General features: G+C 54.7%; 21 protein-coding genes. 7 read left to right on the top strand and 14 right to left on the bottom strand.

The features are described from left to right. Nucleotides 1-118 precede the first annotated feature (118 nt). The 6 genes from SCARR_RS09770 (at nt 119) to trpB (ending at nt 6,320) form a co-directional block, all read left to right on the top strand. Nucleotides 119-1,213, top strand: a complete 1,095-nt coding sequence (locus SCARR_RS09770) for an iron ABC transporter substrate-binding protein (RefSeq protein WP_136061402.1) — start codon at nt 119-121, stop codon at nt 1,211-1,213. A 6-nt stretch (nt 1,214-1,219) separates the two neighbouring features. Beyond that, nucleotides 1,220-2,251, top strand: a complete 1,032-nt coding sequence (locus SCARR_RS09765) for a FecCD family ABC transporter permease (RefSeq protein ID WP_136061401.1) — start codon at nt 1,220-1,222, stop codon at nt 2,249-2,251. Further along, a complete protein-coding gene (locus SCARR_RS09760) occupies nt 2,251-3,042 on the top strand; it encodes an ABC transporter ATP-binding protein (protein WP_222846246.1) in 792 nt (263 codons plus the stop codon). The genes SCARR_RS09765 and SCARR_RS09760 overlap by 1 nt, the downstream gene beginning before the upstream one ends. After that, entirely contained in the window at nt 3,032-3,634 is a 603-nt protein-coding gene (locus SCARR_RS09755) for an FmdE family protein (protein ID WP_136061399.1), read from the top strand. The genes SCARR_RS09760 and SCARR_RS09755 overlap by 11 nt, the downstream gene beginning before the upstream one ends. A 297-nt stretch (nt 3,635-3,931) precedes the next feature. Then, nucleotides 3,932-4,567: a YchE family NAAT transporter gene (locus SCARR_RS09750; protein WP_136061398.1), complete on the top strand. Its 636-nt coding sequence runs from the start codon at nt 3,932-3,934 to the stop codon at nt 4,565-4,567. Nucleotides 4,568-5,102: 535 nt separating this feature from the next. Next, nucleotides 5,103-6,320, top strand: coding sequence for a tryptophan synthase subunit beta (gene trpB, locus SCARR_RS09745; protein ID WP_136061397.1), 1,218 nt, complete (start codon nt 5,103-5,105; stop codon nt 6,318-6,320). A 230-nt stretch (nt 6,321-6,550) separates the two neighbouring features. Here the strand turns inward: trpB and SCARR_RS09740 are convergent, their stop codons facing one another. Genes SCARR_RS09740 through SCARR_RS09730 form a run of 3 tightly spaced genes read right to left on the bottom strand, consistent with a single transcriptional unit; the run spans nt 6,551 to nt 10,127 of the window. Continuing rightward, the gene (locus tag SCARR_RS09740) at nt 6,551-7,675 is read right to left on the bottom strand and encodes an acetate/propionate family kinase (RefSeq protein WP_168433188.1); all 1,125 of its coding nucleotides are present in this window, start codon (nt 7,673-7,675) and stop codon (nt 6,551-6,553) included. Further along, nucleotides 7,656-8,897: an acetate/propionate family kinase gene (locus SCARR_RS09735; protein WP_136061395.1), complete on the bottom strand. Its 1,242-nt coding sequence runs from the start codon at nt 8,895-8,897 to the stop codon at nt 7,656-7,658. Before SCARR_RS09735 ends, SCARR_RS09740 begins: the two co-directional genes overlap by 20 nt. Nucleotides 8,898-8,909: 12 nt before the next feature. Next, the gene (locus tag SCARR_RS09730) at nt 8,910-10,127 is read right to left on the bottom strand and encodes a M20 family metallopeptidase (RefSeq protein WP_168433186.1); all 1,218 of its coding nucleotides are present in this window, start codon (nt 10,125-10,127) and stop codon (nt 8,910-8,912) included. A gap of 176 nt (nt 10,128-10,303) precedes the next feature. Here SCARR_RS09730 and SCARR_RS09725 point away from each other — a divergent pair, with 176 nt between their 5' ends. Further along, nucleotides 10,304-11,926, top strand: a complete 1,623-nt coding sequence (locus tag SCARR_RS09725) for a sigma-54-dependent Fis family transcriptional regulator (protein WP_168433185.1) — start codon at nt 10,304-10,306, stop codon at nt 11,924-11,926. A 21-nt stretch (nt 11,927-11,947) separates the two neighbouring features. Here SCARR_RS09725 and SCARR_RS09720 read toward each other — a convergent pair whose 3' ends face one another. The 11 genes from SCARR_RS09720 to SCARR_RS09670 form a co-directional block, all read right to left on the bottom strand. Beyond that, nucleotides 11,948-12,373 carry a DUF4405 domain-containing protein gene (locus tag SCARR_RS09720; protein ID WP_136061392.1) on the bottom strand — a complete coding sequence of 142 codons (426 nt, stop codon included), beginning with the start codon at nt 12,371-12,373 and terminating at the stop codon, nt 11,948-11,950. An 18-nt stretch (nt 12,374-12,391) separates the two neighbouring features. Then, nucleotides 12,392-13,411: a putative manganese transporter gene (locus SCARR_RS09715; RefSeq protein WP_136061391.1), complete on the bottom strand. Its 1,020-nt coding sequence runs from the start codon at nt 13,409-13,411 to the stop codon at nt 12,392-12,394. Beyond that, entirely contained in the window at nt 13,408-13,737 is a 330-nt protein-coding gene (locus tag SCARR_RS09710) for a phosphoenolpyruvate-utilizing N-terminal domain-containing protein (protein WP_136061390.1), read from the bottom strand. The genes SCARR_RS09715 and SCARR_RS09710 overlap by 4 nt, the downstream gene beginning before the upstream one ends. Nucleotides 13,738-13,831: 94 nt before the next feature. Next, on the bottom strand, nt 13,832-14,494 hold the full coding sequence (locus SCARR_RS09705; RefSeq protein ID WP_136061389.1) for a YggS family pyridoxal phosphate-dependent enzyme: 663 nt from the start codon (nt 14,492-14,494) through the stop codon (nt 13,832-13,834). Beyond that, nucleotides 14,491-14,709, bottom strand: a complete 219-nt coding sequence (locus SCARR_RS09700; RefSeq protein WP_136061388.1) for an MFS transporter — start codon at nt 14,707-14,709, stop codon at nt 14,491-14,493. Before SCARR_RS09700 ends, SCARR_RS09705 begins: the two co-directional genes overlap by 4 nt. Continuing rightward, entirely contained in the window at nt 14,706-15,137 is a 432-nt protein-coding gene (locus tag SCARR_RS09695; RefSeq protein WP_136061387.1) for an MFS transporter, read from the bottom strand. The genes SCARR_RS09700 and SCARR_RS09695 overlap by 4 nt, the downstream gene beginning before the upstream one ends. A gap of 37 nt (nt 15,138-15,174) precedes the next feature. Next, entirely contained in the window at nt 15,175-15,354 is a 180-nt protein-coding gene (locus tag SCARR_RS09690; protein WP_136061386.1) for a hypothetical protein, read from the bottom strand. Between the two features lie 302 nt (nt 15,355-15,656). Further along, nucleotides 15,657-19,757, bottom strand: coding sequence for an autotransporter-associated beta strand repeat-containing protein (locus SCARR_RS09685; RefSeq protein WP_136061385.1), 4,101 nt, complete (start codon nt 19,755-19,757; stop codon nt 15,657-15,659). Nucleotides 19,758-20,092: 335 nt separating this feature from the next. After that, on the bottom strand, nt 20,093-23,635 hold the full coding sequence (locus SCARR_RS09680) for a choice-of-anchor Q domain-containing protein (protein ID WP_136061384.1): 3,543 nt from the start codon (nt 23,633-23,635) through the stop codon (nt 20,093-20,095). Nucleotides 23,636-23,730: 95 nt separating this feature from the next. After that, a complete protein-coding gene (locus tag SCARR_RS09675) occupies nt 23,731-25,572 on the bottom strand; it encodes a choice-of-anchor Q domain-containing protein (protein ID WP_136061383.1) in 1,842 nt (613 codons plus the stop codon). 85 nt (nt 25,573-25,657) lie between these two features. Then, complete coding sequence (locus SCARR_RS09670) at nt 25,658-25,966, bottom strand: hypothetical protein (RefSeq protein ID WP_136061382.1); 309 nt, start codon at nt 25,964-25,966, stop codon at nt 25,658-25,660. Nucleotides 25,967-26,063: the final 97 nt, after the last annotated feature.

Raw genomic sequence — 26,063 nt, 5'->3', positions numbered from 1 at the left:
GACCGCGCTCAACCAAATCGAATGTTTTCAGGCATTGGAACGCGTTTTTTTGATTAAGGATTTTGGTGTTATGAATTTATTTTTCGTAACATCACGAAGCGTTTGTGGAGCCCGTTTAATGAAACCGATGGTCCTGTTTTTATATATGATATGCACCGTTTTATTGTGCACTGCCGCTGCCGCTCGCCCTATCATTGATGCGTCCGGAAGAACGGTTCAGGTGCCGGAGCATGTTGAGCGTGTCATCTGTTCCGGTCCAGGGTGCCTGCGACTGCTTACCTACCTTCGGAGTCAACAGATGGCGGTGGCGGTGGATAGTGCCGAGCTCTCGTGCAACACATTCGATGCCCGTCCCTATGCCATTGCCAACCCACAGTTCAAGAAACTGCCGCTGTTTGGTGAGTTCCGGGGGAACGACAATCCCGAGCTCATTTTGTCGCTGACACCCCAGCCACAGGTAATTTTCAAGACCTATGCCGGAATGGGACATGATCCTGCGGAGCTGCAGAAAAAAACAGGTATCCCGGTGGTGGTTCTTGATTACGGGAATTTGACAGATGCCCGTTTCCGTTTTTTTGCTTCGCTCGATATAATGGCTGGTGTCATTGGAAAAAAGGAACAGTCGGACGCAGTCAAAGCCTTTTTAGGAAACCAAATCGCCGATTTGACGACGCGCTGCGGGCATATTTCTGCCGAGCAAGCCCCCTCGGTTTTTATTGGCGGCGTGGCATATAAGGGACAGCACGGATTCCAGTCGACCGAGCCAGCCTATCCTCCCTTTGTCTTCATCAATGCCTGGAATCCGGCTAATGACAAAACTGCGGCAACGACGGGATTGCGTGTCTCGAACATTGCCAAAGAGAAAATCCTCGAGTGGGATCCCGATTTTCTTTTTCTGGATCTTTCATCGTTGCAGTCGGAAGCTCGGGCACTCAATGAATTGAAGAATGATCCGGTCTACAAAGTGTTGACCGCCGTCCGATCTGGCCGGGTATATGGGGTGCTGCCCTACAACAGCTATACCATCAATTATGGTTCCGCGTTGGCCAATGCGTATTATATCGGCAAGACGCTTTATCCGGATCGGTTCGAAGACATTGACCCTGCAGAAAAGGCCGACGCGATCTACACGTTTCTCGTCGGAGAGCCCGTGTTTTCCGGAATGAACCAATGTGTTGGAAACCACGCCTTCAACTCAATGTCTCTCCGGTAACAACCGATGCATTTATCGCACACAGAGATTCCGGAGGAGTACCGGTTATATATCCGGAGGAAGGTGGTTTTCATCATCGGCGCAGCCCTCCTGTTGGTCGCCATGCTGGTACTGTCACTTGCTCTGGGTGCTGCCGACCTTTCATTGCTGGCGGTTTGCCGCAGCTTGTTGGGGCTGGGTGAAGATGATCGGGTGGAGATGATCGTGTGGAACATTCGGCTGCCTCAGGCATTGGCCGCCTTGGTGGCCGGAGCCGGATTGGCCGGGGCCGGCACGGCCATGCAATCGGTTCTGCGGAATCCGCTTGGGTCGCCCTTTACCCTGGGCATCTCCCACGCGGCGGCCTTCGGTGCAGCTCTCTCGATTGTGCTTTTTCCGGGAAGCCGTCCGGGAACCACGTCGGTTTCCGCGCTGGTATGCAGCATGGTCGTCGCCGTCCTGATTATCGTCATTACGCGCTATCGTGGAGCCACGCCGGAAACGATGGTGCTTGCGGGGGTCGCGCTTGGAACCCTTTTCACGGCTGGAACCATGGTGCTGCAGTTTTTTGCCGATGATGCAGAGCTGGCCTCCATGGTATTTTGGACGTTTGGCGATACCGCCCGCGTTGATGGCGGCGAATTGGCCATCATGTCCGGTACGGTGGCGGCGGGTTCGCTCTTTTTTCTGGCGAATAGTTGGAACTACAATGCCATTGAAGCCGGCGACGAAACCGCCATGGGGTTGGGCGTGCGAACCGGATACGTCCGGGTGTGCGGTATGTTGACGGCTTCCTTGCTAACGGCGGTGTTGATCTCCTTTATCGGAATTATTGGATTTGTCGGTCTGGTGGTTCCGCACATGGCTCGCCGGATTGTCGGGGCGGATCACCGCTTTCTTTTGCCTGCATCGATCCTGATGGGAGGATTGCTGCTGCTGGCCTCTGATACGGCTGCCCGGTTGTTGCTCGCTCCGCATATCCTGCCGGTCTCGGTTTTGACCTCCTTCCTCGGAGCTCCTGTTTTTTTCTGGCTGATTATTCGGAGGAGCCGACGGTGATGCTGCAAGTTGAAAACCTGTGCTTTGCCTATGGGAAACACCCGGTACTGCAGCACGTAAACTTCAGCGTTAAGCCGGGCGAACTGTTGGCCGTCCTTGGGCCGAATGGGGCGGGGAAATCCACGTTGCTCAAATGCATCAACGGGATCCGCCGCCCGCAAAGCGGCACCATACACATGGGAGAACAAAACCTGATGCAGATGCATCCCGGTGAAATTGCCCGGACCATCGGCTATGTTCCGCAGCGGATCGACACGACACAACTGACTGTATTCGATGCGGTTCTGCTGGGACGCAAGCCGTACCTCCAATGGCGGGTCGGTCCGCACGACATGGGCAAGGTTCACGCGGCGCTCACGCAACTGGGGCTTGAATCGCTCGCCCTCCGCCATACCGATGAGTTGAGCGGCGGTGAACTCCAGAAAGTGGCCATTGCCCGGGCACTGGTCCAGGAACCGCGCCTACTTCTTTTTGATGAACCGATCAGCGCACTCGATTTGCAGGCACAGGTTCATATTCTGGGCTTCATCCGGCGGGTCATCTCCGAGCATGATCTGGCGGCTGTAATGACGATGCACGATCTCAACATGGCGCTTCGTTATGCCAATCGCATTGTTTTCCTGAAGGATGGAGCCATTCGCTATGCCGGCGGTAGAGAGCAGATCAGCCCTTCGATTATCGAAGAGGTGTATGGTTTGCCGGTGACCATTCATTATATTAACCAATTGCCGGTGGTTCTGCCGATCGGCGATCCTCGCAACGAGGGAAAAGGAGAAACCGATGAGCTATAAAATTTCCCCGGAAACATTAGAGGGGGTCATTGCTTTCCACGGCCATGTCTGTCCCGGACTCACTATCGGCATCCGCGCCGCCGAATATGCGATCAATAGATTCGGTGAGGTTGAGGTGGCAAAGCGGGTTTGTGTCACCGAGACCGATATGTGCGCGGTGGATGCCATCCAGTTTCTGACCGGCTGTACGTTTGGCAAGGGAAACTTGATTCATCGTGACTACGGTAAAGCCGCCTTCTCCTTTTTCCGGCGTGATACCGGCGAAGGTTTTCGCCTGCTTTTCAATTGGAAGATCCGAAACGGCCATGACGACGAAATGGCGGAGCTGATGGGCATGAAAGAGCGGACCACAGCAGAGGAGCAGCGGCTGGAAGAACTTCGGGATGCGTGGCAGAAGCAACTGATGGAGCTGCCGCTCGAAAAGCTGTTTGAATGCCAAGAGCTTTCCTCCGCCCCGCCCCGGCCAGCGTGTATTCTGCAGGGGTTGGTCTGCGAAACCTGTGGGGAACAGGTCATGGAGTCTCGTACGCGCCGCTTTGCTGGAAAGACCCTCTGCATCCCATGCTACGGAGCGGTGGAACAGAAGGTTTGATGGCGGAATCCTGATGTGTCCCTAAAAAAAATCAGCAAATAAAATTCAGACCAACGAAGATAATAAAAATTGCCGTATCGACAGCCAACAACAAACCAAGGAGCAGTCGTTCCGGCAAGGACGGTTCTGCGGCCTCGTCAACGAGGCGCAGGCCGACTTTATCCCGAGCTGCGGGTGCTAACCGCGCTCAGTCGAATCGAATATTTTTAGGCATTGGAACGCCTTGCGGTTGAAACGGGGCGTATTCTCCGGTAAGACTCTTTTTGGAAAAACGCAATTCTTCCAGAGGGCAGGCTTATGAACGAATGGACAGAATATTTGAAGTTCCTTGCAGCGGTGGTCTCGGTTGCGAACCCGATCGGGGCCATCCCGATTTTTATCACGCTAACAGCGGGCTACACCGAGCGGGAGAAGCAAAATACGGCACAGCGAACGAGTCTGACATTTGCGTGCGTGCTGATTCTTGTTCTCTTTGCCGGAGAGTCGATCCTGTCGTTCTTTGGAATTTCCGTCGCTTCGTTCAAGGCCGGCGGCGGCATTATCATCCTCCTGATGGCCATTTCCATGGTCCACGCGAAAGTCAGCAGGGTCAAACAGACGGTGGAAGAGGCCGAAGACGCCGAGGACAAAAAATCCATTGCGATCGTGCCGCTGTGCATCCCTCTGCTGGCAGGCCCCGGTGCGATGAGCACCGTGATTGTTTATTCCCATCATGGTTCCTCGATCGCGCATCGTCTTCTGTTGGCCGGCGGAATCGTAGCCGTGGCTTTGTGCGTTTGGGTTTGCCTGGTTGCCGCTCCCTACATTGCAAAGTTCCTTGGGCGAACCGGCATGAACGTCGTAACGCGAATCATGGGTCTGGTTCTCGCGGCCATTGGCGTGGAGTTCATCGCGCACGGCTTCGCGGAGATGTTTACAGGGCTGGTTCCTTGAAGTAAGCGCTCTGTTTGCTCTGTTGTTTTGTGTGAAACAAATGTATTCAGGCTAATTGCAGATTGATTCGTGGTTCCATTTAGGTTCTACGTAAATTTTTCCGGTGAGGCTGACGGTTTCGGATACCTCAGTCCCGCGCATCGGAAAGTCATCAGCAACGAATGTAGGAAAAGCAACTAATCCAATCGCTCGGAATATTCGTTGGTTGCCGCTTCGCTGCCGTCGTTTCGCGCCAGCCTTACTCCGTGTTTCCGCCATTCGTTGCCATTTCATCCTCCTATGCTGGGAAATTTGTTGTGCTGGATTCGACTCGGGTTTTGTTTTTTTAGAAAACGCCTTCCCGAGTTCCTCCATTAAATAATACGAAGGATTTCCATTTATCGGAAATAGAGTCCTATGAAACGAAAGGTAAGTGTTAAAGCATCGGATTGGCCCGAATGGCAGATTACTCGCTGCGTAGACTTGCCGTGAGCGATTTTACGAACTATCCTTTTACTGTTTTTTTTAATAAACCTTAAAGGAAGAATGCGCCCAGATGAAAAAAGACTACAGCAACTACCTCCAAACCACTCCGGATGCCGATGGAAACTTTGGTGACTACGGAGGCTCGTTCATTCCGCCACAGCTGACCGGCCCGATGACGGAAATCCATGATGCCTATCTTAAAATCAGTCGCTCGCACCGCTTCATCGAAGAGCTCCGCTCCATCTACAAACACTACCAGGGTCGCCCCACGCCCGTGTATCACGCTGCACGCCTTTCAGAAATGTGCGGCGGTGCCCAAATCTACATGAAACGCGAAGACCTCAACCACACCGGTGCTCATAAACTCAACCACTGCATGGGCGAAGGCCTGCTCGCCAAATACATGGGCAAAAAAAAGCTCATCGCCGAAACCGGGGCCGGACAGCACGGCGTGGCGCTGGCTACCGCCGCCGCCTACTTCGGCCTCGAATGCGAAATCCACATGGGCGAAGTCGATATTGTTAAAGAACACCCCAACGTTATCCGCATGAAACTCCTTGGCGCCAAAGTGGTGCCCGTCACCCACGGTCTTAAAACCCTCAAAGAAGCCGTCGACTCCGCCTTTGAATCCTACCTCAAGGATCCGGTCAACTCCATCTACTGCATCGGTTCCGTCGTCGGTCCGCATCCGTTCCCGATGCTGGTGCGCGACTTCCAGAGCGTCGTTGGTATCGAAGCCCGCGCGCAGTTCCTGGAAATGACCGGCCATCTACCCGATGTCGTCACCGCCTGTGTCGGCGGCGGCAGCAATGCCATTGGCCTCTTCTCTGCTTTCCTCAACGATCCCTGCGAAATCTGGGGCGTTGAACCGCTCGGTCGCGGCCCCGGCGTTGGCGACCACGCCGCCACCATAACCTACGGCATGCCCGGCATTATCCATGGCTTCAAGTGCTATCTGCTGCAGGACGAGAAAGGCGAGCCCTCGCCCGTCTACTCCATCGCCAGCGGCCTCGACTATCCGGGCACCGGCCCCGAGCACTGCCTCCTCAAAGACGAAGGCCGCATTCAATATACCACCGCCGACGACAAGGCCTGTCTCGACGCCTTCTTCACGCTCTGTCGACAGGAAGGTATTATCCCTGCGCTCGAAAGTGCCCATGCCGTTGCCTTTGCGATGGAAAAAGCCAAAGAGATGAAATTCGGCACCATCCTGCTCAATCTCTCCGGACGCGGTGACAAAGACCTGGACTTTGTTGTCGATAACTACGGCTACGGCGATCCCGAATAATCGCCCGCACAGCGTTTCATGAACGACAAAGGACTCAGCATTGTGCTGAGTCCTTTTCAATTGAAATGCTCCACCCGCAAATAGACGCAAATCCTTTCTGGATGAGTGCAGCAAAATCCGTTGCGATCGTGTCGCTGTGCATTCTCTGCTGGCAGGCCCGGGTGCGATGAGCACTGTGATCGTTTATTCCCGCCATGGTTCTTCGATCGCGCACGGCTTTATGGAAATGTTTACTGGGTTGGTTCCTTGATGAGGCATGGGCGGGCGGCACGCGCTTTTGCTCGGCCAGGGGTCGGATTCATTTGCAACACGAAGTCGAGCTGTTCTGCCATAATCCGCATCAGCGAGTTTTCATAACATTTCCAAACCGGCTGGTTGGATTTTCCAGTCGATGGAAGCCGTTCCTGAAGCCATGGGCCGAGCACTTTTCCTGTAGCGGCATAGCGTCCGGAAAATACAATCTGATCAAACCCATCCATTGCGGCCAGCGCCATGCCCGCGCGCAGGAGGATGCGATATTCCAACACCTGTTTTGCCAGCAACAAATCCGCTTCTTTCGAGAGAAGCACCTCCTCTATTGTCACTGGACGACCGGCCAACGCTACCATTCCGCTTTGCTGCGTGAGCAGCTGATTAAGCTGTTCGGGACCCCACTGCTCTTTGCGGGAGAGGGTCAGCAGCACCCCGGAATCAATTTCACCGCAAGAGGTCTGGCCGGGAAGTCCTTCCAGCGGAGTTGCGCCTCCGCTGATCATGACCGGTTCGGTTCCGCAGATGGCTGCAACCTCCGGATGCGGTTCAAGGCAGACCGACACGATCTTCGCCGGGCGGTTCAGCTTTTCCCCTAACGAAGCCCTTGCCGCCCTTGTGGCTGCCTCGTGGAACAGGCCATGATATCCATAGCGGCGAATTCCGGCACCGGCCAACGCATCCGGATTTATTGCGTAGAGGTATTCGCGGGCCGGGAGCTTGGTAAAGAACGCCGTTTCAAAAAACAACGCCACCGGACGTCCCGGCAAGCACAAGGAGCAGCATTCAATGAGTTCCAGCACGACGGGCATGTGCATCGGTGCAAACGGCACATACGACTTCAGCTTTTCAATGATGCTGGGCGTTGCCACGGTATGCGATCGGAAAAGATCTCCGCTGGCCGCGACATGCAGCGCCACGGACTCGACGGGAAAAGGGCAATCGCCGCTTTCAATCTGCGACAGGATTTGCTTCAGGGCATCACTGATGGTGACGTCCGTGCGGATATCCTCGATGCAGCCTTGCTGCATAGGAGCCTGTTTTCCTGTCGGGAAAAAGCCATAGGCCAATGCATTCGGTTCTAAATTAAGTACTAAGCGGTTCATGGTGGAACTCCTTTCCAGCGTTGGTGTCAGGCCGTTTTTGCAGCAGGGTTTGATAGACCTGCCGTGCAATGGCCAATTCTTCATTCGTTTGAATCACCAGAATACGTACACGGCTATCCGTGGCTGCAACATCGCAGGGAAGCGCAGAAACAGCGCGGTTTTTTTCGGGATCAATCTTCAAGCCGAAACAACCCAGCCCCCGGCAAACCATCTCCCGGACCGCTGCAACCTGTTCTCCCACCGTGTCGGTGAAGATCACCGCGTCAGCCTGGCCGACCACGGCTAAATAGGCGCCCAGATATTTGCGTATGCGCCAAGTATAGGCAGAAGTCGTGTCGCGGGCGGATTCATCCGTTTCCGCATCCGCCAGTATATCGCGGATGTCTCCTGATCCACCGCTGAGTCCGAGCACGCCGCTCTGCCGGTTCAACACTTGCTCAACCGCCTCCTCCTTGCCGTGCATAGACGTCAGCAGGCTCAGCGTAAGCGCCGGATCAATGTCGCCGCAACGCGTGCTCATGATTAATCCCTGCAACGGCGAATATCCCATGGTGTTGTCCACGCTGCGGCCGTTTTTCACGGCACACAGACTGGCTCCGCCACTGCCGAGATGGCAGCTTACCGTAGAAAACCCGGCCAGAGGACGCTCCATCATGCGGGCGGCTTCCTCAACCACAAATTGATGGCTGGTGCCGTGGAATCCATACTTGCGAAGGCCATGCCGGCTGCGGAGCTTTTCGGGAATTGCATAGGTGTAGGCATAGTCAGGGATCGTTGCATGGAATGCCGTGTCAAAAACCGCGACCTGCGGCAGTTCTGGATATTGCTGAGTGCAACTGTGCATTAAATTCAGTGTTGGCGGATTATGCAGCGGCGCCAGATCATTGAGCCCTTCGAGCCGTTTAATCGCCTCTTGGTCCATGCGGGCAGGTTGCGTAAACAAAGCCCCGCCGTGCACCGTCCGGTGCCCCAGCGCATCCGGTTCGAGCCCCGCCGCCTTCAGCAGCTGCATCACTTCCTTGAATGCCGCGCCATGGTTCGGCATGTCGGCATAGTGCACCTGCTGCTCGCACCCTGCGGTGCGGTGGTAGATCCGGGCCGGCTCTGCCGTTGCCGGACCTACCCGCTGCGCTTCCCCCGCGGCCATTTCGGCCTCGGAAGGAAACGCAATCAGGCGGTACTTCAGCGATGAGCTTCCGCAGTTAAAAACGAGTACATTCATCAACCCGCTCCATTAAATCTCATCCGTGGTCCAACCACACACCGGCACGCCGATGAGCGCATGAACGATCGACGCCGTGCCATAAACCGCTTGTTGGATATCGGAGCAGGCCACATGTTCATCCGAAGCGTGCGCTTGATCCTCGTTCCCGGGGCCATAGCCGATGGTGGGGATGCCGAATTCATTCACCAGCATCGCACCGGCGGTGCCCATGCCGAGACGGCCGAGCTTCCATTTCCCCGTACGCACCTCGCAGTCGGCGGCGGCCAGCGCTTGCCGTGCACGTTCGATCAGCCGGTTGAAAGGATCCGTTGTCCAGGCATTGGAAGTGTGCCGCACCGTAACCATTCGGCCATTCTGCAGGCGCTGTTTCTCTTTATGCACCGCTACGGCGGCATGGATGTCGGGCAGTGGCCTCACGGCCAATTGGACATGGTGATCAATTTCTTCCAGCACGGCCGTGGCTTGTTTGCCCTCGACGACCCGATGTGCCATATGCAGCGTCTGGCATGAACGCCCGCTGCCGGCATGCAGAATCGGACCTACTTCCCGAATCTCCGTCCAAGATGGCAGCGTGCACGTTTCCGTGTAATCTTCCGTAATCGTTCGGGTCGCATCGCGAAGTGTTTCCGTCGCGGAGCCGTCAATGCAGATGTCAACCTCCATCCAGCCATCATGGCCGTAGTAGATGCCGAGGCTTGTCGGCTCTCCCAGAATGGCATAGGTCGGCATGAGTCCGAGTTCCGGCAGCGTGTGTTCCAACAAGCCTCGCATGCCGATACTGGCTCCGTTTTCCTCTGCCACGGTTGCAGTCACAACCAGGTTTCCTCGTAAAGGAAGCAGGCTGCGCTGCAATAGCGCTCCGGTATAAACCTGGGCCGCAAGACCGCCTTTGCAGTCAGCCGCACCCTCACCGTGCAACTGGTCGCCATCTACCTTTCCATTATACGGCGGTGCCTGCCACACCCCGCCTGTATAAGGGTTAACGGTATCCATATGGCTGTTCAGCAAGATGGTTGGGGCGGCCTCGTGCCCGAGCATGGTGCCGATCACATTGCCGAAGTCGTCCCGGTGGACCTGATCGTATCCAATGTCCTGCATCTCCCTCTCAATACAGTCTGCGACTCCTGATTCTTTCAGACTGGTGCTGGGGGTTTGAATCAACCGCTGGGCAAAATCAATTTCCTGCCCGTAGAGTCCGGTGTTTTTTCCTCTGAGTATCGTGTACATGGCTTGCCTCCTATGTGTTAAACCTTGTGACACCATTTCTAATGCAATTAGTGCGCCATCATGTGGCGACCAACATATGCTACCTGTTTGCAGGTGGTTACAAAAAATTCCATATAATTTCGAAATGAAATACTATTTCATTGTGAAACGCACCGTTTCATTATAGTATGCCTCGCATGAAAGCTGAAGAACTCAAACTAGACGAGCTGATCCGTTTTTCCGATGGCTTAATCAGCCTGCAGGGAAGGCGCCTGATCCTGCACGACATCCGGGCATTTGCCCACTTGCGCAAAGACCTGCTCGAAGACGTCGGTCCGGTGCCGGCCCGGAAAATATTGACGCGCTTCGGCTACTTTCAAGGCCAGGAAGATGCCGCCGCCATGAAACGCATATTTGAGTGGGACAATCTGGAAGAGTGGCTGCGGGCCGGGCCAGCCATGCAATCGTTGCAGGGGCTTGCGAAGGTGACGATTAATTCGTTTCAGCTGGATCAAGCGCAGGAACATCTGCACATGGAGGTCTCATGGCGCGACTCCTGCGAGGCCGTCGAGCACTTGGCCACATTCGGTGCTGCCGAAGCCCCGGTCTGCTGGAGCCTCGCGGGCTATGCCAGCGGATACGCCTCGTTCTGCCTCGGGAAAGAAGTGGTGTTCATTGAAGACCAATGCCTCGCCACCGGTAAAAAACTGTGCACCGCAACCGGTCGCGACGTTGATTCGTGGGATCAGGAACTGGGTGAGCATACCGCCTACTTCCAGCAAGTTGGAATTGGAAAGGAAGTGCTGAAACTTTCTGAAGAATTAAAACAGAGCGAAATGAAGCTGGCCCGGCAGCGGTGGCGAACGGATCAGCTTGAAAAGAAAAGCAAGCCCGCGTTTTTCGAGGTGCACAGCCCCGCCTTTGAACAGGTCATCGATCTGGCCACGCGGGTGGCCCGCTATGACTCGTCGGTGGTGATTACCGGGGAGAGCGGCGTCGGCAAAGAGATTCTAGCCCAGCACATTCACCGCTGCTCGACCCGGGCAGAGAATGCTTTTGTTGCAGTAAGCTGCGCGGCATTGCCGGAGACGCTGCTCAACAGCGAGCTGTTCGGCCACAAGGCTGGCTCCTTCACCGGAGCCCAGCGCGATCGGATCGGACTGTTTGAAGAGGCCGATGGCGGAACCATTTTTCTCGATGAAATCGGCGAAATACCGGTCGCGCTACAGACCAAGCTTCTCCGTGCGCTCCAGGAACGGGAAATCATTCGGGTCGGCGAAAACCGCCCCCGCAAAGTCGATGTCCGCATCCTTGCCGCAACCAACAGCAACCTCGCCCAATCCGTCCGGGAAGGTTCCTTTCGGGAAGACCTCTACTACCGGCTGCGCGTGATCGAAATCGAAATCCCCCCGCTGCGAAACCGGACGGAGGACATTCTTCCGCTCGCCCGTTACTTTATCGCTCGGTTCTCCGCCCGGTTTGATAAACCCAACGTGCACCTGGATGCAAAATGCCTGAACTACCTGCAGGACTACCGCTGGCCCGGCAATGTCAGGGAACTGGAAAACGCTATGGAGCGGGCGGTCGTACTTTGCAACAAAGGAGCCATCCAGTTGGAACATCTGCCGCCGGGCGTTCTACATCCGACCGCCGACACCAGCCCAGCATTATTTTCCCCGCAACGCTCGCTGGCCGAAGTGGAACACGAACACATCCTGCGCGCACTGGACTGGGCGAATGGAAACAAATCCCAAACCGCAAAAATTCTGGGAATCAGCACCGCCACCCTTTGGCGAAAGCTGAAAAAGCCGGAAGAATAACGGATCTGCCGAGCGACTAAGCTAAGGCGCAGGCTTTCGGGCGTCGATCCTTTCCACGCTGCCGGGATGTCTTTCCTGGAACCTTCTTCCTCGTCCTTTGGTGTCATCGTCTGTTCGCTCAACGGGCATGAGAAGGAAGAGCAGGGTGATGAGAAGACCCATCAGCCCCAGAACGGCCATGATCCAGGGTTTTCCTGCGGCGATGACATTCCTTATGAATGCATAGTTGAGGACTAGATGAACAAGGACACAAAACAGCAACAGGTAGGCGGCCCAAAGATGATAGGCGCCCCATTCATGGCGCGTAAGACCCAGCATTTCCAAACCGTGTCCGCCGCGGTTGCCGGGAACCAATCTGTAGTGGATTAACAAGCCTGTGCCCGCGAGAAAACACATCAAGATAAACATCAGGATGTCGGTAACGATTCTGGCTGCTGTCTTTTTCATTTTTTCAAGCTAGCATGGTCAGTTTCCCGATGCCATAAGTAAAGCGCCTACAGCAAGACCGACGAGCAGATTGATCAACTTGACGATCAGGAAGGCCCAGCGGGAATGGGCCAGCATGGGAAGCATGCCGTGGCCATCTTGGACAATGGAGCTGGTCAGCAGCACGCTGAAGGGCGCAAGGTCTTTTGCGTAGAGGGTGGTGAAGATCAGGTGGGGGCCTGATTCAGGGATTATGCCAACCAATCCAGCCATCCCCAGCACGAGCCACTTTCCGCTGCGTATGGCATCGGCAAGCTGCCAGCGGTCGACCAGGAAGTGCATCACCAGCAACGCCCCGAAGGTCCATGCAAAGACGCGCGGGACATGTTCGCGCACGACATGCTTCCAGAGATGGTCTTCCAGAAAATGATCCGGCACGGTGGCAACGATGAAAACCGCAACCGCAGTCGATGCCAGAAGCGTAATCCGAATCCAGTTCCACTGAACCGGACCAACCTGTCCAAAAATCAACGCGAAGAGAAATAGAAGCAGCGCTACGGTTAAGATTCCGCGTGTAGGCGAACAGTTTCTCCATTGAACCGGGAGCTGTTTCAAATCAAAGCAAATGCAATGGTCTTCTTCATGCAGCACCATATCCTGACAACAGGACAACTTGCCGGTTAGGCGGTGCTTGAGCAGCAGATCGGTCAAGGCACCGGCACCGGTTCCTATCAAAAAGAGCAGTGCCGTCAGCAGGAAGGCGGTTCGGGGAACCAGTGCAAACAGAACAAAGGATTCGTCGCCGCTGGTCGCAATCATGGCGGCCACCACAGCGCCCAGCGAGAGCCGCCGGTGGGCGTACATGGACACCACGGCAAACGCTCCGAGGCACCCCGGCGTGGCTCCCAGCAAGCCGGCCGCCAGATATTGCCCCCATGGCCGGTTTGCTAGTCGGTCTTGCCATTTTCCGCGCGACAAAACATTCAAGTATTCAATCACCAGCATCATCACGGCGACAAAGGTCGTGATCATTAGCGCATGTTTTATGACGGATATCATGGGGTTGGCACCTGATCGTGAAAGGATTCATCGGCCAAAATGACCTGGTGAATTTCGAAGATGGCCTGGGCTTTAGTGGACGAATCTGCATGAACGTTTGCAACATGGTCGCGCAAATACCGTTTCGCGCTATCGATGGGCAGGGTGTAGCGTTCCTGTTCGGGGGCAATCTGTTCGGCATCAATAGGATTCTGCGGGATGGGAATATCGGCATCCAGCAAGTGAACCTGACCTATGGAAATCCCGGGGCAGATGGATGTGCCGTGCAGTACCACTTCCTGAATACTGCGGTCCGATTTTCCCAGGCGGTCTGATGGAGCAGTCATTTTTGAATCTCTCCTGATATTTCTATCCGCGTAATTTTTCCTTAGTGAAAATGGTTAATGGAATGATAAACAAGCTCAGAATCGCCATGAATCATTAGCATGACATCCGTTCCCCGAACAGGAGGGTTCCAGGTCGGATCAGGGTGCTTCCTTCCTCGATAGCTATTCCGTAGGCGTTGGACATCCCCATCGAAAGTACGTCCATTTCGGCGCCGGGGATGTTTAGAGATGCAATATGATCAAAGAGTTTCTTGGTCTCTTTGAAGTAGGGGCGGGCGTCTTCCGGGTTGCCAAATCGCGGTCCCATTGTCATCAGACCCTTGATCGAAAGATTTTCTAGCGGTGCGATTTCCCGAATAGCTTGTTCGGCGTCTTCCGGAAGGAGACCGGTCTTCTGTGGTTCCCTGCCGCTATTGATTTCAATCAGGATCGACATAACCGTTTCCGCTCTTTTATCGATCGCCCGGGCGAGCTTCACGGAATCCAAAGTTTGAATGACGTCGAACAGTTCCAAAGCCTTGTTGATTTTGTTGGTCTGCAAATGTCCAATAAAATGCCACCGTACCCGTCTTGCCTCGTCGCCGAGGGCTTTGCGCATCTCCTCGGCTTCCTGGATATAGTTCTCGCCAATATCCGCGATGCCTGCGTCAATCAGCATTTTGAGTTCATCGGTTGTTCGGGTTTTGACAGCCGCCACAATGGTGACGTGGTCGGGAACTTCTGCCCTGATTTGCTGGTAGTTTTCTTTTATTGTCATTGGCTATTTCTTTTTTGTAATTGGTCTTTGATGAAAAAGGTTAATGGAATGGCGCACAAGCTTAATGCCGCTGTAATTTGATGGTTTTTTATAAAACCATACCGGTCGGACGAAACACCAACCAGCAGCGCGACGATGGAGCTGGCCGCAAAATTGAGGGTCATGTACAGACCGTTCGCAAAAGAGGGGCGATCGGAATTCAAATCGTGGATCATGGCCATGAAAACTGGGGTGTTCGCAAAAAAACCAATCCCATCAGGCCGAGCAGCAACCACTGGAAGAGGCCGGATGCCAGTGTGGAAAGAAACATCAGCAGAGGCGATAGCTGCATGATGGCAAGCAGGGTGACTGAAGGAGCCATCTCCATCAGGCTCATGGTGACGATCGTGACGATCGGGGCGGCTATAATCCCTGAGCGGGTCACGGTTTTATCGGCCATGATGCCGACCAGCGGATTGATGAGCAGGGAGGGAAGTTTTTGCACCACGGAAGGCGTTCCGGCCATCGCATAGGCAAAGCCCAGCTTTTCGGTTAGAAGCGGAATAAGCGGCGCAAAGAAGGATGAATAGGTGTCGTGCAGGAGGTGTGTCTCCGCAACGGAAACCATATTGGTTGTTTTGAATTCATGATTTTGATCCTTCATTCTTTTGTCGGAGACGTGGCTAATTGGGTTTCCATCTTTATTTGGGGCCGCACTTGATGTCTCCTTTGCTCGGTTCGCACAGGGATTGGACGGCACCGATGCCGACGATGAGCAAAATTATTCCGGAAAGGATCAGCGGACGGTAACCGAACGCATCCGACAGCAGCCCGCTGAACAGCGGCATGAAATATAGCGGAAGTAGCAGGGTGCCTTCCATTGCAAAAAGCAGGGTTCGATTTTCGGGGCTTCCGATTTCGAGAATGTATCCACTGAATCTGACCAGCAGGCCTCTGTTGGCGCAACCAATCAGAAAAAACGCAGGCCCCGGGTGCGATGAGCCCCGTGATCGTTTACTCCCGCCTTGGTTCACCGGCGGCGCATCGCTTCCTGCTTAGCTTCGTTTTGTCACTCCTTGCGGTTGCTTTTGTTTCTCAAGCCTCGCTTCGCGTCCCGCTCTGTTAGGTTGAATAGCTCACGTTGAGTCGCCAATGGAGCAAGATGCTCCGTCTGCGTTATCCTCTAATTCCCGCCCGTCACCCGGTAGAAACCATTGGTCGTATCGACGGGCACACTGCCAGCCATATCACGCGATGCGGCGGTGATCGCCGTCCAGGTGGAGTTGGTGAGCGCGGTTTTCTTTTCAACCACGTAGAACGGCACGCCGCCGACCCATTCCAGATCGACATCCCCGCCGGAAGTATCGATCGAAGTGATCGCCAGCGGTTCAAGTTCAGTCACTTCCGTGGCCGCCAGCACGACATCGTTGCCCGTGTTGCCGACATAGCTGATCTGCAGCTTCACGTTCCCTGCAGTCATGGTCGCCCCTTCCGCCAGCCCATTGAACGTGCCGACCACGGCATCGCCGCCGTCGTTGTTGAGCACGGTGAACGAGTCGCCCGCCGCCGGAACGAAGCCCCAAACGATGTTCAGGTTCGGGTTGTTCAATGTGGCCGTTCCATTCACATCGAGCTGGTCGTAGTTGACCGGCAGGTAGCCGTTGAGCTCCAGCTCGAGAGTCGAACCGGATTGAAGCATCGCATTTGCGCAACCGAGTTCGCCTGCACTCGCTCCCGGCGCCACCGTGCCGTCGCTTTCGACCGCACCCACCGTGCCGATGCCGTCCAACGTTGCTCCGGCGCTTATCAGCACGTCGCTCCCGGATTGCGAGCCGTTTACCCGCAGGGTTCCATTATAAATCTCTGTATCGCCGGAATAGCTGTTGTTTCCGGTCAGCGTGAAGATGCCGGAGCCGTTCTTGCGGAGTCCGCCGGTGCCCTCAATCAGCCCGGAGAACGTGGTGGATGAGTTGTCGTAACCGGTGCCGATAATCCCGCTTCCCAGCACGACATGGCCGTTGCCGGCCAGCGAGCCGATGTATTCCACCGAATCGTTCAAATCGAGCAGTCCGGATTTCCCGATGACCACCTTCACATAATCGATTTCCGCGCCGCCGGCCAACCGAACCACGTCGGCATCCGCGCCGCCCACACCGTCGCCGATGTAAAGATCGCCCACAATGGTTGCGTTACCTACGGTTTTATTCAGCAGCAGCGTTCCTCCATTGACATAGGTATCGCCGGAGTAGGTGTTGGCGGTCGATCCTGAGAGAATCAGGGTTCCGTCGCCTGTTTTCGCAAGGCCGCCGGAACCACCGATGGCTCCGCTCAATTCAAGGGACTTGCCGCTTGCCACCCCCCGGATTTCCACATCATCCTTCAAGGTAACCTGGGCATTCCATAGGTCGGCAACACCGTATGAATAAAGACCGCCGCCCAATGAAAGGGTTTCGCCGACGATATTCTTCGAAGAGGACTGAGTGAACACCGAAAGATATATCCCGGAACTTGAGTATACCGTTGTTCCGCCATCCGTGGTTCCCAGCGCGGTATCCGACTCGAGCATAATATTGCCCTCTTCCACGGTCGTTGTTCCCGTGTAGCTGTTGCTTCCGGAAATACGCATTCTTCCCGGTCCGGTTTTGATAAGAGCCCCGGATCCCACTACCTCGGCATCCAGATAACAATGAGCTCCTGGCCATATAGTAAAGCCACTGGATAGAATGTTGAAATCGTGGTCTCCGGCTGTCAGGTACACACGTCCATCAATCGTTGAAATACCGCCGTCCACAGTGACATCCCCGCCAATGAACAGCGCGGCAGATCCTGTATCAATATCGGCACTGTCATTCAGGTTTAGATCATCCATATAATCCTGATATCCATTCACATCGAACGTCCCTGATTTATTGATGGTTACATCAACGCGGTCGAGTTGCCATGCCTCATCCAGACGCACTGCAGCCACAGGATCCCCCGTTTCATTTCCGCCTATAACCAACGACTGCGGGATCGCATTGATTCCGGAGGATTTATCCAGGACCAATGTCCCTTCCTCAACGGTGGTCGTGCCGGCATAGGTGTTGTCGCTTGAGCCGGAAAGGATCAGCGTCCCGTCGCCTATTTTCGTAATACCGCCGGAGCCTCCGATTACCCCACTGATCTCCATAGCATGGACGCCATCATACACATCGATCGTGGTATCCTGTAAAAGCGTCACTGGTCCAGCCCAGGAATTTGTACCACCTCCGTTATGCAGGGCACCAAAGGCGATCGAACTGTTCATCGTCAGCGGTTCATTCCCGACATCCGTGCTCCCATATATAGTCAGATAGGCCAAACTGTTGACAAAAGTTCCGGCGGTATCGGCACCCAAAGCCAAGGGATCATTGATCGCGAGGTAGGATTCTTCCAGCGTCATCGAACCCGTAAACGAGTTGGCGGAACTAAGGAACAGGTATCCCTCGCCCGTCTTGGTGATATTAGCCGAACCACTCACGGCGGCCGGAACAAGTAAAGAGGTGCTAACCGCGATATCGCACGCGCATTCGCCGGTTCCTACATTAATATTGCCCGATATCGTCGAAGCCGTGTACGAGGCAGCGACAGTGATCTGGCTGTTGGCGCTCAGTGTCATGGTGCCGGTTCCCGTCTGCACATCGCCACCTCCATTCAACGTCAGACTATTGCCGACCGTATCGTCGAATCCGTTCAGGTCTAGCAAGCCGTCGGCATTCACGGTGATGGGAATCGAGCCAAGCGGATAGTTCCGCAGTTCCCGTACAAGTGCACTCCCTGCCGTCCCCGAGCCATCACCTATCGTCAACGAGCCGTAGGGGATGGCGTAGTAGGGCGTGGTGGTCTTGCCCAACAACAGCGTGCCGTTGTTCACAATGGTATCGCCAGTGTAGGAATTTGCCGTGGTACCGGAAAGAATCAGGGTTCCGGTTCCACCTTTTGCCATACCACCGGTTCCTCTTATGACACCGGTGAGGTTGAGGTAGTCGCCGGGCGTCACATAAAAAGCCGCATCATCTGTCAGTGTGATCGTCCCCGTCCACACGTTGGAAATACCGTAGGAGTAGAGATCGCCCCCTAAGGAAAGTCTTTCACCCACAACCTGCATAGAGGAGCCCTGGCTGTCCTCCGACAAGTACATCCTCGAACCGGCGTTCACCGTGGTGCCCGCCGCCGCCGAACCCAGTGCGGTATCCGACTCGAGCAGAACAGTGCCCTCTTCCACGCTCGTTGTTCCCGCATAATCGTTGCTTCCGGAAATCAGCATGCACCCGGGTCCTGTTTTAACCAGCCTGCCGTCTCCGGTCACGTTGGCGGTGAGGTAGCAACTGGCACCCGGCGGTGGAACCATGCCCGTGTAGAGAATGTCGAAATCATGGCTTCCTTCAGGTATGTTAATGTAGCCTGAAATGATAGATATGCTTTCACTGACGGTAACATTGCCCGAAATCGTCAGCATCTCATAGGATGCGGCGGTATGAACATCGGCACCGCCGTTCAGGTTCAGGTTCGCAATGGCATTCGTATGCCCGTTCATATCCAATGCACCCGTTTTGTTGATGGTTAAATCACTCACGATTTGACGGGCATCCTCATCCATCTGAACGGCAGCTTTAGGATCCCCCGTATCGTTGCCGCCAACAACCAACGAGTGCGGCACAGCATTCCCATAGTATTTGCTCAGGACCAACGTTCCTTCCTCAACAGTCGTGGAACCGGAATAGGTATTTTCCGTCGAACCGTCCAGGGTCACAGTGCCGCTGCCAAACTTGTTTACCGACCCAACACCCGTAATCGAACTGTCCAAGCCGGTTACAGAAATATTTCCAGGACCACCGATATTGAGATCATATCCATTGAGATCAATATCATTCGCGCCGCACAAAAGAGTGTTTGCATGCATATAGATGGTGACCGGGGCATTCAGAACCAAACCCAGACTTACAATAGTGCCCGATACACTGTTGGAAATCCAAAGGGAATCGGACAGTCCAACATTGTAGCCTGATAGATGATAACCCTCCCCCAACACCTTGATCGAATTCAGGCTCAGGCCGGATATGGCGTTGAACGAGTCTCTAGTCAGCGTACTTGCGTCGTCCGGAAATATAAGCGTATCCCCATCGGCAGGAATCTGATTTTCCACCCAATTCGCCGAATTATCCCAATATTTACTGTAACTTCCGTCCCAAGTTCGGGTTGCCGCCTGCACGGCGGTGCTTCCGATCAGAAGCGCGATGGTGGTGATTGCGATTCGATTTTTCATTTTTCTATTTCCTTCATAAGGTTTTGTAGTCCCGCCTTTAGACGGTTCTGCGGACTGGCCGCCTAAAGGCGGGACTACGAACGTTTTCCTATCTATTTCATTTCAACCTCAATCCGATAGAACCCTTCGCTTTCGGTGGTGTGCGTGGTGTCGGTGGCGCTGTTTCCAACCAGAAGCATGGTGCTCATTGCTATGACTTGCTTTTTCATTTTCTGCCTCCATCCACCCAACTGGGCGAGATTTCGTCTTCGTCCTTCTCGTCCTCGAACCCCGAATCGAACACCACGACTACGAATCCAGCTCAACCCCTCCCGCTTAACATCTTCGCATCTGCACTACTGGCCGTGGACACGGAAGAAGGCTTTGTCGCCATCGGCGGGTTCCTGCCAGAGAACGGCATCTCCCGCGTTCGTCCAGACGCCCTCGATGAGATCGTCGCACTGTTCAAGCTGAAGCCAAAGATTCGCCCACCCGTTGCTGGTCTGGACCATCATATAGCCCATGCTCAGGTCTCCGATCGATTCTGAAGAGTAGAGGCCATAGGCTGACGGGTTGTTGGTGACGTTGGACTCGCCGATACTTTCACCGTAGGCAATAGCACCCGCACTGTGAATAGTCGGAGAAAATCCCAAAGCAACCTCGTCGCCGTCGTCCAGCCCGTCTCCATCGGTATCAGCAACTGTCAGCATGGTGCCGTATGTATACATTTCGTCACCATCGCTGAGACCATCGTCATCAGAATCCGCAAGGATATTCAGGTATTCATAAGCGCCCATATCCGCAATGGCGGAGCCGTTGGCATTTCCATCGAGCGGGCGTGGTATTCCATCGAGATCGTCCGCCAGCCCGAGGTCGGTTCCGGCATCGATGCATGGGCTGTTGGCAGTCAGGTGATAATCACCGCCAACTTCATCAGCGAACAGCGGAGCATTGGTGATGTTGCCGTCTCCGGCAGGAAGCGGCGTTGTGCAGGAGTAGGAAAGATCCGGCGCTGAGGCGGCAAACCAGTTGTCACCTGATGTGCCAGCTGTGTTGGAGTAGACGATGCAGTTTCGTAGCGTGCCCTCGCAACTTCCGCCGCCGTAGGTGGCGGAATTGCCCGTCAGCGTACAGTTGTTCAGCGTGCCCTCGAAACTTCCGCCGCCGATTTGAGAAGCCGAGTTGCCTGAGAGCGTACAGTTGTTCAGTGTCCCGTAATGGCATCCGCCGCCTCTGGTGGCCGAATTGTCTTTCAGCGTACAACTGTTCAGCGTTCCATAGTAACATCCGCCGCCGTACCCCGCGGCTTCATTATCTATCAGTTTGCAATTGGCAATCACCGGGGTCGACCCAAAGCAATAAATGCCGCCGCCATGCCAGTCGTGCATGAAGCCGTTGCGAATCGTAAATCCGCTGATCGTACAGGCAACATTCTGAAGAATGAAACAACGGTGATCGTTCAAACCATCGACGATGGTCACCTCGGGCCCGTTGACACTTTCCACCGTAATGACCTTGGCAACGCTAATCTGTGAAACCGAGGTATAGGTGCCGTTTGTTACCAGCACTGTATCGCCGGTGTTGGCGGTATTGACCGCATTCTGAATATTCGTGGCGGCAGTAACCCAGTTGGTGTAGGGCCAGACCGCAGTGCCGTTGGTGGAAACATAGTGAACGGGCGAGTTGCCTGTGTGGAGCGGATCGCGCGTAATCGTCACGTTGTCGGAGGCTTCATCGCCCGCGATGTTGGTGCCGGTTACCGTGATTTCGTTGGCACCGCCGGTCAGCGGAACAGAAGAAACCTGAAAGACGGTTCCGGAAACCGGAACGGTTCCATTCGCCGCGTTGGCGACATTGGTCCAGCTCAGGGTTCCCACCGTCCAGCTGTTGTTGGTGCCGCCAATGGTGTAAAGCGTCACTTCGCTGCCGACCGTTTCATTGATGTTGGTAATATCGATGAACGGCGCAGGATCAAATTCATAAGCCCCCATGTCCACGGTTCCGTCCACCAGCCTCGGCTGGCCATCCAGATCGAAACTTCCGTACACATATGCATTGTTACCCGCATTGATGCAGAGCGAGTCGGCATTCAGGCGATAGTTGCTGCCCGCCTCATCGACAAAGGACGGAGCATTGGTGATGTTGCCTATGCCTCCAGGGTCGGGTGTCGTGCAACAATACTGGAGAGTATCACTATCATAGTTATCACCCGATGAGGTTGCCGAGTTGGAGAAGAGAATACAGTTTTGCAATGTGCCGGAATTGCTTCCTCCGCCGGAGGTGCTGGCCGTATTGCTCACAATCGTGCAACTGTTCAGCGTACAGTTGAAGCCGCCACCGCCGTGGTGGGCGGAATTACCCATCAACATACAGTTGTGCAGTGTGCCTTGGTAGCTTCCGCCGCCACCGGTGGCGGCTTCATTATCTATAAGTTTACAATTGGTAATGACTGGCGTATTCCCCCAGCAATAGATCCCGCCACCATGCCAATTGTTCATATATCCGTTACGAATCGTAAACCCGTTAAGTATACAAGCGACGTCAGATAGAATGAAGCAGCGGTGATTGTTAAGGCCATCGACAATAGTAACTTCCGGGCCGTTGGCGCTTTCCACCGTAATGGCTTTGGCAACGGAAATTTGCCCGGCCGAGGTATAGGTGCCATTGGTTACCAGCACCGTGTCGCCTGCGTTTGCCGCATTCACGGCTTCCTGAATGTTGGTTGCGGCTGTCACCCAGCTGGTATACGGGTAGGCCGCCGTACCATTGGTGGACACATAGTGAAAAAGGGAGCTGGTGCCGTGTTCAACAAGACGCGTAATCGTCACACTGTCGGAGGCCTTGTTTTCCAAGGTGTTGGTGCCGGTGACGGTGATGGTATTGTCGCCAAAAGCCAGTGGGAGGCCGGAAATCAGAAATGTTGAACTGGACACCGGAACCGTTCCGTTGGCGGCATTGGCCGTGTTGGTCCAGGACAGGGTTCCTGCGGTCCAGCTGTTGTTGGTTCCGCCGATTGTGAAGGTGGAGATTTCACCATAAACGGATGCATTACCATTTGTAATATCAATTTGCGGCAGCAGCACAGTGGGGAATTCATAGGTGCCCATGTCCACGGTTCCGCCGATCACTCTCTGGTTTCCGTCCAGATCGTCGGTGCCTGTCATCCATGTCTGATAGACTCCTGCATTGATGCAGGGGCTGTTGGTGGTCAGACGATAATTGTTGCCGGCAGCATTTGCAAAGAGCGGAGCGTTGGTGATGTTGCCGATCCCGGTGGGAAGTGGCGTTGTACACGAGTAGGAAATATCCGAGTCATACCAGTTATCATCTTCATAGTTGAAGCAGTTGATGCAATTCTGCAGTGAGCTTTGGTAGCATCCCCCTCCATCGTGGTCTGCGACATTGTCCGACAATGTGCAGTTAATTAATGTGCCTTTGTGGCACCCGCCACCGTATGGGGCCGAACTGCGAATGATCAGACAGTTTCTAATGAGCGGTGTCGTGCCACTGCAATAAACACCTCCACCATTGTCGTGGTCCACGTACCCGTTTTGAATCGTAAAACCGTCAAGAAGGCAGGCATTGTTTCCCAGATCAAAGCAGCGGTAATTGCGCTGGCCGTCGACGATAACATTTGTCTGCCCGTCTCCGCTTTTGATCATGATGTTATTCGTGACCGTGATCGTTCCAGAGAGATTGTATGTGCCGTTGGATACCATTACCGTATCCCCTGCGGTTGCAGCATCCACTGCATCCTGAATATTGGTTGCCGCGTGCCCCCAGTCTGAATAGGGGGATTTATGCGAACCAGATAGGGAAACGTACAAGGTATCCGCCAGCACACTGGCATTGCTTCCGATCAGAAGCGCGATAATGCTGATTGTGATTTTCATTTTCATTTTATGTCTCCATTTTTCGTCCTCGTCCTCGTCCTCGTCCTCGCCCTTCGTTCTCGGCCGCCTGATCGAGGACGAGGGACGAGAAGAACGATTATCTATTTCAACTTTACTTCAACCCGATAGAAGCCCTCGCTTTCTGCGCTGTGCGTGGTGTCGGCATGGCTGTTTTGCGGGAAGTCGATTCCGGAAACCACGTTCGTCAAGCTGTTGGTCAGGCTGCCTTCGTGGAGGACGGCATATTCGCGGTTGCTGACCGATGGCGCCCACTCCACCACGAAGCCGAAAGCCGTGTCCGCGGCGTTCGTAATCTGGAAGAACGATGCGCCGTTGGCCGGGTCGGTGCCGGCGATGTATTCGGACAGGTTGTCGTGCGGGTCGAGGTCAGGATTGCCGGAGGCATCGGCAACGGCTGCATTCAGTCCGTGATCGTGTTCCCACCCGTCGGGCATGGCGTCGTCATCGGAATCGGCTGTCGCGACGAGAAGCTCGTAGCAGCCGATGTCTATGATAGCGGAACCGTTGTTGTCGCCGTCGAGCGGGCGCGGGACACCGTCAAAATCAAACGCCGCATGTGTGAGCGCATTGCTGCCGGAATCGATGCACGGCGAGCCGGCCTGCAAATGGAAGTCGCGCATTGCGGTGTCCACAAAGAGTGGCGCATTGGTGATGCAACCGGTCAGTGTTCCTGAACTAATCACCGTATCGGAAAGGCAGCAGTGGTATGCGGAAAGGTTGTAGAGATCATTCCCACTCGGGGCTGAATTGGACCAAATGATGGAGTTGCGTGCCGAGCGCAAGTATATGCCGCCTCCTTTATCGTTCGCGGAGTTGTTGTACAGGACGCAGTTGTAGAGATCGGCCTCATACACCGCACCGCCGCGGCCGTACGAGTGGTTGCCGTAGAAGATGCAGTTGTACAGCTGCCCATCATTCACGGCGCCACCACGAACCCCTGCGGTGTTGGAAATGAAAACACAGTCTTGCATCACACCATTCCAAAATGCTTTTGCGCCCCCATATTGACCCGCGTGGTTGCTGATGAAGGTGCAGTTGGATGCGCCCGCCTCGAATATCGCGCCGCCGTGGCTTTTTGCCCAGTTATTGGTGAAGAAGCAATTGTATGCATAAAGCCTGTAGATCGCGCCACCGCTCTTGTTGGAGGCGACATTGCCGGCAAACACGCAATTGTATACATCGCTTCCCTGATACATTGCGCCGCCCGTTGTTCCCGCAATGTTGTTGGAAAATACACAGTCGTAAGCCTCCGACTCATACGTTGCCCCCCCGTATTTCGCCGTGTTTCCGATGAAGACACAGTTGCTGGGGGACAATGGACTTGCCCATGAACTGTAGCCGCCACCAGCGCCCACCGCCGTGTTGCCGATGAACATACAGTTGTCGGGAGCAACCAATGCGGCGCCTCCGGCGTCGTCGAGTGCCGTGTTGCCGATAAAATCGCAACCGTACGCCGTGCCTCGATACATCCCTCCGCCGTCATCCCCAGCCGTGTTCCCCGAGATGACACAGTTACTGATCATTGCGGATTCGTCAGCGCAAAGAATCCCTCCGCCATCGACTGCGGCATAGCCATTGGTGATGGTGACGCCGCTCAGGAAAACCCCGGCAGCAAGGTTGAAGCAACGGTTGCTGTTGACGGCAACAACGATGGTTTCCGCCACCACACCTACGCCCTCGATCCGAAGTGACTCTGGAACCAAAACCTCCGCGTTCAGCTGATAGGTTCCGTTGGTGACCAACACCGTTTCGCCAGCGACCGCTGCATCGACTGCGTTCTGGATGTTCGTCGCCGCCGTGACCCAGTTGGTGTAGGGCGCGGTCGGGGATGTGTTGTTGATATCCACATAGTGCGTGGCCGCCTGCACAGCGGTGCTTCCAATCAGAAGCGCGATGATGGTTTTTGCGATTTGCTTTTTCATTTTGTGTCTCCTTTTCCAAGGTTTGTAGTTCCGCCTTTAGGCGGCTTTGCGGACTGACCGCCTAAAGGCGGGACTACGAACTATTTTATTTCAACTCAACTTCGATTCGATAGAACCCCTCGCTTTCCGTGTTGTGCGTGGTGTCGGGGATGGCTACCGCACCGCCGGAACCGGTGTAGTTGGTGATGGTGATCGCGCCGCTGTTGGTTGTATAGGTATAGTCTTCGCCCTGCACGGTGGCGGTGAGCGAGAATACGAGCAGCGTTGCTAGAATTGTACGTGTCCAATCCGGTGTGAATGGATGCCTGCCTACTTCAGCCAGCTGAGTTTGATGTGACAGATAGAGGGCCCTTTCGATCTCGCTGAGTGATCCTGTAAATTTTAAGGTTTTCATCTCAACCTCCTACTCACCGCCCCCATTGTCACCAATACGCCTTGTGCTGAACTTTTCAACCTATTTAACGAGGGAGATATAGGATAGTATTCTTATC

Origin of the sequence: Pontiella sulfatireligans (assembly GCF_900890705.1) — a bacterium.
Taxonomy (GTDB): domain Bacteria; phylum Verrucomicrobiota; class Kiritimatiellia; order Kiritimatiellales; family Pontiellaceae; genus Pontiella; species Pontiella sulfatireligans.
This window is presented reverse-complemented; position numbering and strand designations above follow the sequence as displayed.

Bases quoted from the DNA above. Each gene is read 5' to 3' on its own strand.
- SCARR_RS09770 (WP_136061402.1), top strand. From the start codon at position 119: ATGAAACCGATGGTCCTGTTTTTATATATGATATGCACCGTTTTATTG.
- SCARR_RS09765 (WP_136061401.1), top strand. From the start codon at position 1,220: ATGCATTTATCGCACACAGAGATTCCGGAGGAGTACCGGTTATATATC.
- SCARR_RS09760 (WP_222846246.1), top strand. From the start codon at position 2,251: ATGCTGCAAGTTGAAAACCTGTGCTTTGCCTATGGGAAACACCCGGTA.
- SCARR_RS09755 (WP_136061399.1), top strand. From the start codon at position 3,032: ATGAGCTATAAAATTTCCCCGGAAACATTAGAGGGGGTCATTGCTTTC.
- SCARR_RS09750 (WP_136061398.1), top strand. From the start codon at position 3,932: ATGAACGAATGGACAGAATATTTGAAGTTCCTTGCAGCGGTGGTCTCG.
- trpB (WP_136061397.1), top strand. From the start codon at position 5,103: ATGAAAAAAGACTACAGCAACTACCTCCAAACCACTCCGGATGCCGAT.
- SCARR_RS09740 (WP_168433188.1), bottom strand. From the start codon at position 7,675: ATGAACCGCTTAGTACTTAATTTAGAACCGAATGCATTGGCCTATGGC.
- SCARR_RS09735 (WP_136061395.1), bottom strand. From the start codon at position 8,897: ATGAATGTACTCGTTTTTAACTGCGGAAGCTCATCGCTGAAGTACCGC.
- SCARR_RS09730 (WP_168433186.1), bottom strand. From the start codon at position 10,127: ATGTACACGATACTCAGAGGAAAAAACACCGGACTCTACGGGCAGGAA.
- SCARR_RS09725 (WP_168433185.1), top strand. From the start codon at position 10,304: ATGAAAGCTGAAGAACTCAAACTAGACGAGCTGATCCGTTTTTCCGAT.
- SCARR_RS09720 (WP_136061392.1), bottom strand. From the start codon at position 12,373: ATGAAAAAGACAGCAGCCAGAATCGTTACCGACATCCTGATGTTTATC.
- SCARR_RS09715 (WP_136061391.1), bottom strand. From the start codon at position 13,411: ATGATATCCGTCATAAAACATGCGCTAATGATCACGACCTTTGTCGCC.
- SCARR_RS09710 (WP_136061390.1), bottom strand. From the start codon at position 13,737: ATGACTGCTCCATCAGACCGCCTGGGAAAATCGGACCGCAGTATTCAG.
- SCARR_RS09705 (WP_136061389.1), bottom strand. From the start codon at position 14,494: ATGACAATAAAAGAAAACTACCAGCAAATCAGGGCAGAAGTTCCCGAC.
- SCARR_RS09700 (WP_136061388.1), bottom strand. From the start codon at position 14,709: ATGATCCACGATTTGAATTCCGATCGCCCCTCTTTTGCGAACGGTCTG.
- SCARR_RS09695 (WP_136061387.1), bottom strand. From the start codon at position 15,137: ATGAAGGATCAAAATCATGAATTCAAAACAACCAATATGGTTTCCGTT.
- SCARR_RS09690 (WP_136061386.1), bottom strand. From the start codon at position 15,354: ATGGAAGGCACCCTGCTACTTCCGCTATATTTCATGCCGCTGTTCAGC.
- SCARR_RS09685 (WP_136061385.1), bottom strand. From the start codon at position 19,757: ATGAAAAATCGAATCGCAATCACCACCATCGCGCTTCTGATCGGAAGC.
- SCARR_RS09680 (WP_136061384.1), bottom strand. From the start codon at position 23,635: ATGAAAATGAAAATCACAATCAGCATTATCGCGCTTCTGATCGGAAGC.
- SCARR_RS09675 (WP_136061383.1), bottom strand. From the start codon at position 25,572: ATGAAAAAGCAAATCGCAAAAACCATCATCGCGCTTCTGATTGGAAGC.
- SCARR_RS09670 (WP_136061382.1), bottom strand. From the start codon at position 25,966: ATGAAAACCTTAAAATTTACAGGATCACTCAGCGAGATCGAAAGGGCC.